The sequence below is a fragment of the Kosakonia sp. CFBP8986 genome (assembly GCF_034044935.1).
Taxonomy (GTDB): Bacteria; Pseudomonadota; Gammaproteobacteria; order Enterobacterales; family Enterobacteriaceae; genus Kosakonia; species Kosakonia cowanii.
The window spans coordinates 188,977-201,421 of the sequence record NZ_JAXCXB010000007.1 but is presented as its reverse complement, the minus strand read 5'-3'; the positions used below and the strand labels follow the sequence as shown (position 1 = coordinate 201,421).

13 protein-coding genes are annotated in these 12,445 nt (G+C 58.3%); 5 read left to right on the top strand and 8 right to left on the bottom strand.

Going from position 1 to position 12,445, the window contains the following annotated elements; translation table 11 throughout:
- Positions 1 to 65 precede the first annotated feature (65 nt).
- Complete coding sequence (locus SOM48_RS17410; RefSeq protein ID WP_042718609.1) at positions 66 to 359, top strand: HTH-type transcriptional regulator; 294 nt, start codon at positions 66 to 68, stop codon at positions 357 to 359.
- Positions 360 to 410: 51 nt separating this feature from the next.
- On the opposite strand, the gene SOM48_RS17405 is transcribed toward SOM48_RS17410, so the two are convergent.
- The 3 genes from SOM48_RS17405 to SOM48_RS17395 all read right to left on the bottom strand — a co-directional run bounded on the left by SOM48_RS17405 (position 411) and on the right by SOM48_RS17395 (position 3,754).
- Positions 411 to 998, bottom strand: a complete 588-nt coding sequence (locus SOM48_RS17405) for a hypothetical protein (protein WP_320512634.1) — start codon at positions 996 to 998, stop codon at positions 411 to 413.
- Positions 998 to 1,960 (bottom strand): Ssp4 family T6SS effector, encoded by a 963-nt coding sequence (locus SOM48_RS17400; protein ID WP_042718613.1) that lies wholly within the window; start codon positions 1,958 to 1,960, stop codon positions 998 to 1,000. Before SOM48_RS17400 ends, SOM48_RS17405 begins: the two co-directional genes overlap by 1 nt.
- Before the next feature lie 174 nt (positions 1,961 to 2,134).
- Positions 2,135 to 3,754: an ABC-F family ATP-binding cassette domain-containing protein gene (locus SOM48_RS17395; RefSeq protein ID WP_320512633.1), complete on the bottom strand. Its 1,620-nt coding sequence runs from the start codon at positions 3,752 to 3,754 to the stop codon at positions 2,135 to 2,137.
- A gap of 420 nt (positions 3,755 to 4,174) precedes the next feature.
- Here SOM48_RS17395 and SOM48_RS17390 point away from each other — a divergent pair, with 420 nt between their 5' ends.
- The 3 genes from SOM48_RS17390 to SOM48_RS17380 are packed head-to-tail and all read left to right on the top strand — an operon-like array spanning position 4,175 to position 6,146.
- Positions 4,175 to 4,546, top strand: a complete 372-nt coding sequence (locus SOM48_RS17390; RefSeq protein ID WP_054802698.1) for a response regulator — start codon at positions 4,175 to 4,177, stop codon at positions 4,544 to 4,546.
- On the top strand, positions 4,543 to 5,184 hold the full coding sequence (locus tag SOM48_RS17385) for a chemotaxis protein CheC (protein ID WP_076769340.1): 642 nt from the start codon (positions 4,543 to 4,545) through the stop codon (positions 5,182 to 5,184). The genes SOM48_RS17390 and SOM48_RS17385 overlap by 4 nt, the downstream gene beginning before the upstream one ends.
- Positions 5,185 to 5,186: 2 nt before the next feature.
- On the top strand, positions 5,187 to 6,146 hold the full coding sequence (locus SOM48_RS17380) for a GGDEF domain-containing protein (protein WP_128481909.1): 960 nt from the start codon (positions 5,187 to 5,189) through the stop codon (positions 6,144 to 6,146).
- Between the two features lie 198 nt (positions 6,147 to 6,344).
- Here the strand turns inward: SOM48_RS17380 and glyS are convergent, their stop codons facing one another.
- The 3 genes from glyS to SOM48_RS17365 form a co-directional block, all read right to left on the bottom strand.
- On the bottom strand, positions 6,345 to 8,414 hold the full coding sequence (glyS, locus tag SOM48_RS17375) for a glycine--tRNA ligase subunit beta (RefSeq protein WP_315077995.1): 2,070 nt from the start codon (positions 8,412 to 8,414) through the stop codon (positions 6,345 to 6,347).
- A 9-nt stretch (positions 8,415 to 8,423) separates the two neighbouring features.
- Positions 8,424 to 9,335, bottom strand: a complete 912-nt coding sequence (gene glyQ, locus SOM48_RS17370; protein ID WP_042718627.1) for a glycine--tRNA ligase subunit alpha — start codon at positions 9,333 to 9,335, stop codon at positions 8,424 to 8,426.
- 135 nt (positions 9,336 to 9,470) lie between these two features.
- A complete protein-coding gene (locus SOM48_RS17365) occupies positions 9,471 to 9,770 on the bottom strand; it encodes a YsaB family lipoprotein (protein WP_128481907.1) in 300 nt (99 codons plus the stop codon).
- Positions 9,771 to 9,941: 171 nt separating this feature from the next.
- Here SOM48_RS17365 and SOM48_RS17360 point away from each other — a divergent pair, with 171 nt between their 5' ends.
- Positions 9,942 to 10,937 carry an acyltransferase gene (locus tag SOM48_RS17360; protein ID WP_320512630.1) on the top strand — a complete coding sequence of 332 codons (996 nt, stop codon included), beginning with the start codon at positions 9,942 to 9,944 and terminating at the stop codon, positions 10,935 to 10,937.
- Here SOM48_RS17360 and SOM48_RS17355 read toward each other — a convergent pair.
- Positions 10,930 to 11,847 carry a GlxA family transcriptional regulator gene (locus SOM48_RS17355; protein ID WP_312479736.1) on the bottom strand — a complete coding sequence of 306 codons (918 nt, stop codon included), beginning with the start codon at positions 11,845 to 11,847 and terminating at the stop codon, positions 10,930 to 10,932. The two genes, SOM48_RS17360 and SOM48_RS17355, sit on opposite strands and share 8 nt — an antisense overlap.
- A complete protein-coding gene (locus tag SOM48_RS17350; RefSeq protein ID WP_042718631.1) occupies positions 11,848 to 12,384 on the bottom strand; it encodes a cysteine hydrolase family protein in 537 nt (178 codons plus the stop codon).
- Positions 12,385 to 12,445 lie beyond the last annotated feature (61 nt).

The following is a 12,445-nucleotide window of genomic DNA, read 5'->3' as shown; positions in this document are numbered from 1 at the left end:
TTTTCCGACTACTCTTATCAGGCTGTATCACGATATCCGCTGTGTGATTTTATGAGGAGTGCTCAATGGAGTACAAAGACCCGATGTTTGAACTGATGAGCAGTCTCGAACAGATCGTATTTAAGAAAGATGTTGCGCAGACGGGAACCCTGAGCAAGAAGCCGAATTCCTTTAGTGACTTTGAACAATTGCGACGTGGAACCGGTCTGAAGATTGACGACTTCGCTCGTGCGATGGGAGTGTCAGTCTCAATGGTGCATGAGTGGGAATCACAACGTATAACCCCCACCGCCACCGAGATGAAACTGATGCGCCTGATTCATTCGAATCCGATGCTCAGCAAGCAGCTTATTGACTAAGCTGCAACAGTCAGAGCCCCCGCCACGCCGGGGGTTTATGTTTTTCCCGCCTTAACGAGACTTCAACCGCAACGTCCTCGCTACTCTTGTCAGACGCGCTGTTCGACAGTAGAGCGCAAACACCACAAACCCTTCGCCATTAAGCAACTGCCGACATCCTACTAATGCCACCAGCGCAATCAGCAACGGTATCGCCGCGCCGCCGCCCGTCAGCAGATTAATCACCAACTGCGCCACGGTGACCAGCAGTAAGCCGCTAAAGAGATACGCAAAACCGGCAAGCCCGGCGCTAAAGCCGCGCGCCAGCATAAACATGCTGCTAATGGTGGTCGCCAGCACCACCAGCGCAGGCGCAAAAAAGGCGAGTGCGTGTAGCGGTGGCGTCAGCCCTGGCAAGAGGCGCAGCAGAGAAAGCAGATTGAGCGCAAACGCCACCAGCAGCAGCAGCATCACAAACGCCACCGGGAAGCCATTCTGGCGCGGCTGCTCGACAGCGGTTTTGTCAAAATGGCGCTCCAGCTCGGGCGTGGAGCGCGACAGGACGCGTTGATCTTTGCGCGCGATCAGCGGCTCGATTTCACGCCCGTGCTGCCATAAATCGTAGAACACCGATCCTGTCAGCCAGCTCAACAACGACATCAGATCACCGCCAGCGACTGAATGGTGCCGACGATATAGCGCCCGGTGCGCGGCACGTTGCCCGGTGCGGCAATGACGCCGCTCACCGCGCTGCCTGCCAGTGCCGCCGCGCTGGTCACCACCTGGCCCAACTGGCGGGTCAGCTCAACCTGGACCGGCTCGACGGGGAAGCGTTTCGGATAGAGACCAGCGCGGATGGCGGCCTTGATGCCTTTATTGCTGATACCGGGGTTCTGCGCGCGAATAATCAGCTCCGTCAGGCGGGCGCGATCCTGGCGCGGATACTCTTTCAGCCACTGCGTCGCTTTCAGCGAGGAGACCGACTTCATCGCTTTCCAGGTTGCCAGCGCCTCTTTCAGCGCACCACCTGCGCTCGCCAGTGAGACAAGATCCAGCGAGGTTGAAGTGGCGACATACCACTCCTGGGAATCAAGCCAGGCGACGTTTTCACCGCCGTTCTCCACCAGATCGTACACGCGGTAGATACCGTTAAGGCACTGCAAACCGGTCGCCGCCGTGCCCGCATAGCCAATCGCCACCAGCACGGTGCTGCCGCCCGCGGTGAGCGGTGTGGCGACGGTACCGGCGGCCATCACGCCCGCGGTGATAAGCATCGCGCCGCAGGAGAGCACCGTCGAGGCGATCTCGGTGCCCATTGACGTTGCGGAAACAGCCTCCGTCAGCGCTTTACCGTTGCTGGAGTTGGTCGGCTGGGCGGCGGCTTTGGTGACGATAACATGGGTGACGATGCCGCTCTGCCCGTTGGGATGGCGTTTGCTCGGACGCACCAGGTAACGCTCGGGGCCATCGGCATAGATGATGCCTGCGTCGGCAAATTCACGGGTACAATCCATTGCGGCGCCGAGGGCTTTAAAATCAAAATCACTCGCTCCTGCACCGGTCATACGGGCAAATTCATACCCCGGCAGATTTCTTTCGGGGTTCATTCCTGGCAGATTCATCATCGTTTCCTTGTGGCGGTGGCGTAGCAGAAGCTGTCGAGCCGGGGCTAAACAGCGTGAGCATATCTATCGCTTTCACTTATGTTACTTCTTATTAACAGCAGGCAACCGTATCGCGTTTATTTTCATCACTCAAGTTTAGAGCAGGATTGACTACGAGAATTGGTTGCCCGCTCACGCTTGCTGCCAGCACCATCCGCTGGCCTGCCATGTCAGGCTGTGCGTCAGCCCAAGCCCGGCAAGAAACGCCTCATCATGCGACACCACCAGCATCGCGCCGGGAAAATCCGCCAGCGCTGCCTCAATCGCACGGGTGGAGGCGAGATCGAGATGGTTGGTCGGCTCGTCGAGCAGTAACAGCTGCGTGGCATCGCGCTGCCAGAGCACGCAGGCAAGCGCCGCTTTCAACCGCTCGCCGCCGCTCAGGGCCGCCAGCGGCAACATCACCTTCTCTGCGCCCAGCTGTAACTGCGCCAGGCGGCTGCGCAGCACTCCCTCCTCCAGTAATGAGTTGCCCCGCTGAAGGTGCTCAAGCACCGATAACGAGAGATCAAACCGGGAGAGATGCTGATCGAGCCAGGCGCAGCTGACCGAGCGGTGACATTCACCTGCCAGCGGCAATAGCTCACCGAGGATCACCTTTAACAGTGTCGATTTGCCGCAGCCATTTGGCCCACGGATGGCAACGCGCAGCGGGCCGTCGATACGCAGGCTCAGGGGAGGAAGCGCGACGTGCGGCAGCACCACCTCGTCGAGCACCAGCACCTGTTTGCCTGGCGGCACCTGGCTGCCGGGCAGCGTAAACAGCACCGGCATCTCCTCCTCGACCCGCTCACGCGCCTCGGTGACCGCAGCGTTAAGTGCCTCATTTTGCTGCTGATGCTGCTTGCGCCAGCTCGCCGGGCGCTCTTTGGCGAGGTTTTTATATTTCACCCGCTCAAAGGAGGCGATGTTGAGCGTATCGACGGTGCGCAGCGTTTTCGCCGAACGCCGCAGGCTGGCGTCATGCTCCTTCTGCATTCGGCTGCGCGCTCGCCGACGCTCAACGGCGGCATGATCCAGCATCGCGCGGGCGGCTTGCTGCTGCGCCTCGCGCTGCTGTTCATAATCAGCGTAATTGCCGCCGTAGCTGCGAAGCCCGGGGGGCATCAGTTCAACAATGCGCGACATCTCGCCGAGCAGCTGCCGGTCGTGAGTGGCGATCAGGGCACCGCCTTTATGCTGCCGGAGCTGGTCGCTAAACCATGCCCGCCCTTCTCCATCAAGGTGATTAGTCGGTTCATCCAGTAACAGGTAATCCGCGCCGGTCATAAACGCGCCGCAGAGCAGTGCCCGAACGCGCTCGCCGCCGCTCAGTGCGGCAGCCGGTTTGTCCGGCGCGAACGGTGGCAGATTAGCGTGCGAAAAGGCGGCCTCAAGCCGCTCAGGCCGATCCCACTGCCCTTCAAGTAACTCAAGATCGGCAGGCTGGTAGTTCCCCTCCGTCACGCGCTTAAGCGCGGCAAAGATTTCGCCATAGCCGAGCAGCTGCGCCAGGGTGGTGTGCGCAGAGAGAGTGTGTTGCTGCGCGACATACGCCCAGCGCACTGCGGATTCGATATGCCCAAACGCGGGCTGAGATTGCCCGGCAAGCAGGCGTAAAAGTTGGGTTTTACCGACGCCGTTACGCCCGACCAGCCCGCACAGCGAGGCGTCGAGGGTTAGATTCAGCGGGCCGAAAAGGGTCTCGCCCGTCGCAAACTGACAGGTGACCTGATGCAAAATAAAGGCGGGTGACTGCGCACAATGAGCCATAAGCACTCCTGAATGAGATCGTTAACGGCCTTGCCAACGCGCGAGCGTTTAACAAGGTAGTGGATTCATCAGTCGTGTTTGTTCATTTTCCGGGTGCGCTCCAGTGAGACGAGAAGTTCGTCGCCGCACAGGATAGCCAGAGAGCCAGGCCAGGTTCAAGGTCAAATTTTCATCTTTACGTTGCAGTGCGCAAAATTGAGGGCTAATTGTTTGCGCAATATTGCCGATGAATAAGGTGACTTAACTGAAAGTAGCAGGCCATGCGTGCAATCCCGGATCGCCATTTCAGAAAGGAGACGATAAAACCGCGCGTTACCCCAAACGCATAACGGTGGCATATCGTTCAGTAGTGCTCAGGGAGGAGATCCGGAAGTAAAGCATTGTTCTGGTTTCAGGCCCTGAATCCTAAAATGAGAATGAATGATGTCCAGATATATTCTGATTGTCGATGACAGCCGCCTGTCACGCATGATTTCCCGCCAGTATGTTCTTAACTTGCACAGCGACTGGAGCATTGATGAGGCCGGTACGGGTGAAGAGGCGATTGCCCATGCTGCGGCGAATACCCCCTATCTGATTCTGCTTGATGTGAATATGCCCGGCATTGGCGGCATTGAAGCGGCGTCACGCCTGCGTCAAACGCACCCGCAGACCCACATTGTGCTGCTTACCGCCAACGTGCAGAACTCTGTGCAGGCTGCCGCCGAAGAGATGGGCCTCGGTTTCCTGCCAAAACCGCTGAAAGAGCCGCAGCTGCACGCCATGCTGAAGAGCCTGGAGAGCCAGCCATGACCGAGTTGCCCGATATCAGCGAGATTGAAGCGGACAGCCTGATGGAGATCTTCAACATCGGCGTCGGCCACGCGGCGGCGGCGATGAGCAATATCGTCAACGAAGAGGTGCGCATGTCGGTGCCGACCATCCGCTTTACGCCGCGCTCGAAAGCGGCCGACGAGATGGGTGCGGGCGTATCGCTGTTCGGCATTAGCCAGCATTACGAAGGGGCCTACGCCACCGAAGCGATTCTGATGTTTCCGGAAGCTGCGAGTTTCGAAATCGTGCGCATGATGGTCGGCGATCTGATCCCGGCGCATGAACTGGGCGAGATGGAGCGTGAAGCGATGAGCGAGATTGGCAATATTGTGCTCAACGCCTGTGTCGGCACGCTGGCAAATATGTTCCAGAAAGAGCTACAGGGTTCGCTGCCAGTGGTGCGGGTTGGCAGCAGCGAAGAGATCCTCAACCCCGAAAAAGATAAGAACGATCCGCTGGTTATGATGCTGCGCATTGATTTTGCGCTCGAACGCCAGCAGATCCAGGGCTATCTCGCGTTTATCCTCGATATGTCCGCTCTGTGCGACTTACGCGAGCAGGTTCGGCTTTATATCAGCCGTTTAGAATCCGGTAGTGTTCCCAGCGGAATGCATTAATCATGAAAGATAAGTTGTTATTGGATGCGTTTTCAGCCCTCAGCCTCGGTGTCATCCTCGTGGATGCGCAGTACCGTATCGCGCTGTGGAATGCGTGGTTAGAGACGCATACCGGGCGGGCGGCCAGCGACACCGTTGGCGAAGACTTTTTTTCCGTCTTCCCGGACCTGACCTATCACCGCGTTGGCGATGCGATCCGTCAGGCCATTGGTCACAATTTATCTTCCCTGCTTTCACAATCGCTACACCGCTCCCCTTTTCCGCTCTATGCGGAACCGGCGCGGCCAACAGCCCGTCTGAGCCAGGCGGTGACCATTGTTCCACTCGGCGATGCCGAGCGTTACTGCCTGATTCAGATTGTCGATGTCACTGCGGCAGTACGCCGTGAGTCGTTACTGCGCGATCAGGCCCATGAATTGTTGTCGCAATCCCTGTCGGATGGCCTGACGGGCGTCGGCAATCGCCGCTATTTCGATCTCTGCATTGAGCGCGAGTGGCGCGCCAGCAAGCGCAACAATAAACCACTGTCGCTACTGCTTATCGATGTGGACTACTTCAAGTCCTATAACGATAGCTATGGCCACCAGCACGGCGACGAGTGCCTGCAGCAGATTGCGTCGGCGATGCGCAGCACGCTCTGTAACCCGAATGAGATCTTGTTTCGCTACGGCGGCGAGGAGTTTTGCGCCCTGCTGCCAGAAACGCGTTCTGCTGATGCGGTGGAGTTGGCGGAGAAGCTGCGCACCAGCGTGCAGCACCTTGAGCTTCCCCACGCCAGTTCACCGGATGGCTGCGTCAGCGTCAGTATCGGCGTCGCCAGCCTGTGTCAGCAGAACCATACCGAATATGGGCAACTGATCCAGAGCGCGGATAACGCCCTTTACGAGGCAAAACGCGCCGGGCGCAACACCGTGCGCGTCAGTAATGCCTTTCGTCGATTCACCCACGCGCCACGCCACTGAGTTGGGCGCTGTTGCCGGATGGCAGTTCCGAACCGTCTGCTTTGCCGGATGGCGGCTACGCCTTATCCGGCCTACGATTTAGCGCGGCTGATGTCCCTTGTAGGCCAGATAAGCGAAGCGCCATCCGGCAAAACCAACTCCCGGCAAAATCGGGGCATAAAAAAACCCGCCGTAGCGGGTTTTTTATCGACTGAACGATTACTGCAGCAGCGAGATATCCGCAACCTGCAGGAAGAGTTCACGCAGTTTCGCCAGCAGCGTCAGGCGGTTGATGCGCACCTCTTTATCGTCGGCGTTCACCATCACGTTCTCAAAGAACTCATCCACCGGCTCGCGCAGCTGCGCCAGCTCGATCAACGCTTCCTGATAGCGCCCTTCGGCAAAGAACGGCTGCAGGGTATCGCGCAGAACCACCACGTTGCCTGCCAGCTTAATCTCTGCGGCCTCTTTCAGCACCGCCGCCTGCACGTTCTCATTCAGCGTTTCGTCAGATTTCGCCAGGATGTTGGAGACGCGCTTGTTGGCTGCCGCCAGCGCCGCCGCTTCCTCCAGCGTACGGAAGTGGGAAACCGCCTTCATACGCGCATCGAAATCGGCCGGTTTGGTCGGACGGCGTGCCAGCACCGCCTGAATGGTATCAACGCTGTAACCTTCGTCCTGATACCAGGCGCGGAAGCGGCCCAGCATAAAGTCGATCACATCGTCGACCACTTTGCCGTTCGTCAGCTTATCGCCGTAGAGACGCACCGCCTCTTCGGTCAGGGTTTGCAGATCCAGCGCCAGGTTCTTCTCGACGATAATACGCAGCACGCCCAGCGCGGCACGGCGCAGCGCGAACGGGTCTTTATCGCCTTTCGGATGCTGACCGATACCGAAGATCCCCGCGAGGGTATCCATCTTATCGGCAATCGCCACGGCACAGGCCACCGGGTTAGACGGCAGCTCATCACCAGCAAAGCGCGGCTGATACTGCTCGTTCAGCGCAACGGCAACGTCTTCCGCTTCGCCGTCGTGACGCGCATAGTGCATGCCCATCACGCCCTGAGTGTCGGTAAACTCGAACACCATGTTGGTCATCAGATCGCACTTGGAGAGCAAGCCCGCACGCGTGGCGTGGTTCACATCTGCGCCAATCTGACCGGCAATCCAGCCCGCCAGCGCCTGAATACGATCGGTCTTGTCGCGCAGCGTACCGAGCTGCTGCTGGAACAGCACGGTTTGCAGACGCGGCAGGTGATCTTCCAGGCGTTTTTTACGGTCGGTATTGAAGAAGAACTCGGCATCCGCCAGACGCGGGCGCACCACTTTTTCATTACCGGAGATAATCTGTTGCGGATCTTTCGACTCGATATTGGCGACGAAGATGAAATTTGGCAGCAGTTTGCCGTCGTTGCCATACACCGGGAAGTACTTCTGGTCACCCTTCATGGTGTAGACCAGCGCTTCCGCCGGAACCGCGAGGAATTTCTCTTCGAACTTCGCGGTCAGCACCACCGGCCACTCAACCAGAGAGGTCACCTCTTCCAGCAGGCTGTCGCTCAGATCGGCGTTACCACCAATCTTACGCGCCGCCTCTTCGGCGTCCGCTTTGATTTTGGCTTTACGCTCGGCGTAATCCGCCATCACTTTGCCGCGCTCCAGCAGGATTTGCGGGTATTGATCGGCGTTGTCGATGGTGAACTCCGGCTCGCCCATAAAGCGGTGACCGCGAACGACGCGATCGGACTGAATGCCAAGGATCGTTGCCGGAACCAGCTGGTCGCCCAGCAGCAGGGTTACGGTGTGAACCGGACGCACAAAGTGCACGTCCGACGCGCCCCAGCGCATCAGTTTTGGGATCGGCAGTTTGCTAAGCGAGGTGGCGATCATGTTCGGCAGCAGCGCTTCGATGCTTTCGCCTTTAACATGGGCGCGATAGAGCAACCATTCGCCTTTGTCGGTGGTCAGACGCTCGGCCTGATCGACGGTGATACCGCAGCCGCGCGCCCAGCCTTCAGCCGCTTTGCTCGGTTTGCCTTCCGCGTCGAACGCCTGGGCGATGGCCGGGCCGCGTTTTTCAACTTCGCGATCCGGCTGCGCGGCGGCAAGGTTAGCCACTTTCAGCGCCAGACGGCGCGGCGCGGCGAACCATTTAACGTCGCCGTGGGCAACGCCTGCCGCATCCAGCTCAGCGGTAAAGTTGGCAGCGAAGGACTCCGCCAGGCTGCGCAGGGCTTTTGGTGGCAGCTCTTCGGTGCCGATTTCCACCAGGAATGTTTTCTCTGACATGGCCGCCTCTTATTTATTTCTGTTGCACATCGGGAAGCCAAGGGCTTCACGGGAAGCGTAATAGGCTTCAGCGACTGCTTTGGTCAGCGTACGGATGCGCAGAATGTAGCGCTGGCGTTCGGTGACGGAGATGGCTTTACGCGCATCAAGCAGGTTGAAGCTGTGGGCGGCTTTCAGAATGCGTTCGTAAGCCGGCAGCGGCAGCGGGTTTTCCAGCGCCAGCAGCTGCTGAGCCTCTTTCTCATACTGCTCAAAGCAGGTGAAGAGGAAGTCGACATCGGCGTATTCGAAGTTGTAAGTGGACTGCTCCACTTCGTTTTGATGGAACACGTCGCCGTAAGTGGTTTTACCCAGCGGGCCGTCGCTCCAGACCAGATCGTAGACGCTGTCTACGCCCTGAATGTACATCGCCAGACGTTCCAGACCGTAAGTGATCTCGCCGGTGATCGGCTTGCACTCAAGGCCGCCAACCTGCTGGAAGTAGGTGAACTGCGTCACTTCCATGCCGTTAAGCCACACTTCCCAACCAAGACCCCAGGCACCCAGCGTCGGGTTCTCCCAGTTATCTTCCACGAAACGAATATCGTGAATGGTCGGGTCCATACCCAGCTCTTTCAGTGACCCGAGGTACAGTTCCTGAATGTTGTCCGGAGAGGGTTTAATCACCACCTGGAACTGGTAGTAGTGCTGTAAGCGGTTCGGGTTTTCGCCGTAGCGACCATCGGTCGGACGACGGGAAGGCTGAACGTAGGCGGTTGCCATCGGCTCCGGGCCCAGCGCGCGCAGGCTGGTCATTGGGTGCGAAGTACCGGCACCCACTTCCATGTCCAGAGGTTGAACGATGGTGCAGCCCTGACGAGCCCAATAATCCTGTAAGGTCAGGATCAGACCCTGAAAGGTCCTGGTATCAAACTTTTGCATATTATTTCGTGCTGGATACGTGTGGATTTAAAGGAAGCGACCAGTATACCCGCTGACTGCAAGATATACAGTACGAAACGGGGTTGTTTACGGAAAATTGGGAAATAGCGGCGGCATTGGCGCGTATTATGGGGCTTAACGCATCGAAAGGTGCAAAAACTGCCCTTCAGCGTCAAAAGTGCAGACAAACGCTTCATGACGCGGCGTAACGCCACGCATCTCGTAACTGCCCTGATACTGTTCGAAGCCGGTAACGTTCACTTTTTCCGCCCCGGTGTTGTAGCGGTGCGCAGCGTTTTCCCGGCAGAGTTGCTCCATATCGAGAGAGCGTGTCGGGCCAGGCCGTGCCGTTTGCGCCTTCTGCTCCGGCATTTTCTCGGGCGCACTGCAACTTGTCAGCAGCAACATCAGCATCGGCAGAGTAAACTTCATCATTTTCTTACGCATTTCCTTGCGGGCTGATAGGGTGAACGGCCAAAAACGCCATTGTGCAGCACTGCGCTTAGTGCACAACCACGCGTGGGAAAACTCAGAATTATCCAAAGAGATACGCAGGTAAATTACCAGTCTTAGGATATTTGTCGACAATAAGAAATTGAGGAAGTGATGCCGTCAAAAATTCACTGGATAGATAATTTACGCGGGATAGCCTGTTTAATGGTGGTCATGATCCACACCACGACCTGGTACATTACTAATCCAGCCACCGTTACCAGCTTCGACTGGAATGTTGCCAATCTGCTTAACTCCGCCTCGCGCGTCAGCGTTCCCCTCTTTTTTATGATTTCAGGCTACCTCTTTTATGGCGAACGCAGCGCCCAGCCGCGCCACTTTTTGCGTATCGGCCTCTGCCTGCTGTTTTATAGCCTCATCGCCCTGCTCTATATCGTGCTGTTTACCTCGATTAACAGCGACCTGTCGCTGAAGAACATCCTGCAAAAGCCGATTTTTTACCATCTGTGGTTCTTCTTCGCCGTCATCGTTATCTACCTGCTCTCGCCCCTGATTCAGGTCAAAGCCCTGAGCGGCAAGATGCTGCTGGCGCTGATTGCGGTGATTGGCGTCGTCGCTAACCCCAATTTGGTGACGCTAAAAAGCGATGGCGTTGAGTGGTTGCCGATCAACCTCTACATCAACGGCGACACCTTTTACTACGTCCTTTACGCCATCCTCGGTCGCGCCATCGGCATGATGGAGACGCAAAAACGGGCGCTGAACTGGCTGAGCGCCGCAGTTGTGGTGCTGGCAGTGGTGGCGATTTCACGCGGTACGCTGCATGAGCTGAGATGGCGCGGCAACTTCGCCGATACCTGGTATCTCTACTGCGGCCCGATGGTCTTTCTCTGCGCCATCGCGTTGTTTACGCTGGTCAAAAACACGCTTAACAGCCGCACTCTGCCCGGGCTGGCGCTGATTTCGCGCCACTCACTCGGTATTTACGGTTTCCACGCGCTGATTATTCATGCGCTACGCACGCGCGGCGTTGAGGTGCAAAACTGGCCGCTGCTCGACATTCTGTGGGTCTTCAGCGCGGCGCTGGCGGCAAGCCTGACGCTCTCGATGCTGGTGCAGCGCATCGACCGGCGGCGGTTTGTCAGCTAGCAATTCGCGCCCGCGCCCGGTGCAGCTGGCGCGGGGAGGAGAAACCGGCGGCCAGCGCCGCCTGCTCCGCGCCCTGGCCCTGCAACAGCGCCTGCTCGGCAATCACCAGCCGCAGCTGCTCCAGATAGTCCCGCACGCTGATCCCCAGATGCTGCTGAAAAAGACGGGTGAGATGCCGGGCGCTGACGTGTGCCTGCGCGGCAATCTCCGCCAGTTGCCAGGCCTTTTGCGGCTCGGCGGTCAGCGCATCCTGCGCCCGGTGCACCGCCGGGTGGAGATGGTTGCGATAGCGCAGCCACGGTGAAAGCTGCGGGTCATCGCCGGAGCGGCGAAACCAGACCACCATTTCGCGCGCCACCGCCAGCGCGCGCGCCGGCCCGCATAAGCGGTTGATAATGTGCAGAGCAAGATCGATGCCTGAGGTGATGCCCGCGCTGGTCCAGATGCCGCGATCCTCAATAAAAATCCGGTTCTCTTTGACCAGCGCTGCCGGTTCGAGCGCCTGCAAGCGAGCAATCACATTGTGATGGGTCGTGCACTGAACCCCGTTAAGCAGCCCGGCTTTCGCCGCCAGCATTGCGCCGGAACAGACGCACATCAGCGTAATCGCCCGGCGGTGGAGCAGCGGTTGCAACCGCATCAGCCAGTTGCGCACCTGCCTTGCCTGCGGCGTGTCGAATAACTGCGACGAATCGCTGACGCCGGGCAGCACCAGCAGGCTCCCCTCCGGCAACGTCTCCGGCAGCGGCGCGATGTTGCCCATCGTTAAGCCAAGAGAGGTTGCCACCTCCGCTTGCGGGCCGATGTAGTGCAGGCGAAAGGTCTCCTGCGCCTGGGCAAAGGTCTCCGCCGGACCGGCCATATCGAGCGCCAGCACGCCGGGCAGCATCACAAACCAGACATCACACATTTATTGTTCCAGCGTCTCCTGGACGGTTTTAATGGCGGCAAAGCGCCCGACGAGCACGGTTTCCGTACGGTGGCGCAGCGTGTGGCTATCCAGCGTCACGCCATTATGTGTCATTGGGAAAGTGAGCGTCGCTTCGCTGACGAAGGTCACGCGATAGCCCAGATCCGATGCCACTCTGGCGGTCGTTTCACAGCACTGCTCCGTACGAATACCACAAATAATCAGATGAGTGATATCGCGCTGACGCAGCCAGCGATCGAGGCCGGTATCGGTAAATGCGTTGTGGACATGCTTATGGAAGGTGACATCCGCCTGGTGCTGCAAAAAGGGCATCGGTTTCACGAAGCCGCTCTCCAGCGAGAAGGGGCCGCTGTCGGCGACGTGAAAAATATCCACCAGCGGAATGCCGCGCGCCTGGCAACCGGCAATCAGCGTCAGCATCGCCTGCTGGAAAGCGGGAAAGTCGTTATCCTGCCAGAAGTCACGGTGGAAAAAGGATTGCTGGGTGTCGATGTTAATCAGGGCTGTACGGGTCATTTCAGGACTCCTTGCTCAGTGGGGTTAACGCTATTCTGGCAAGGCTTTACGCTGCTGCTAA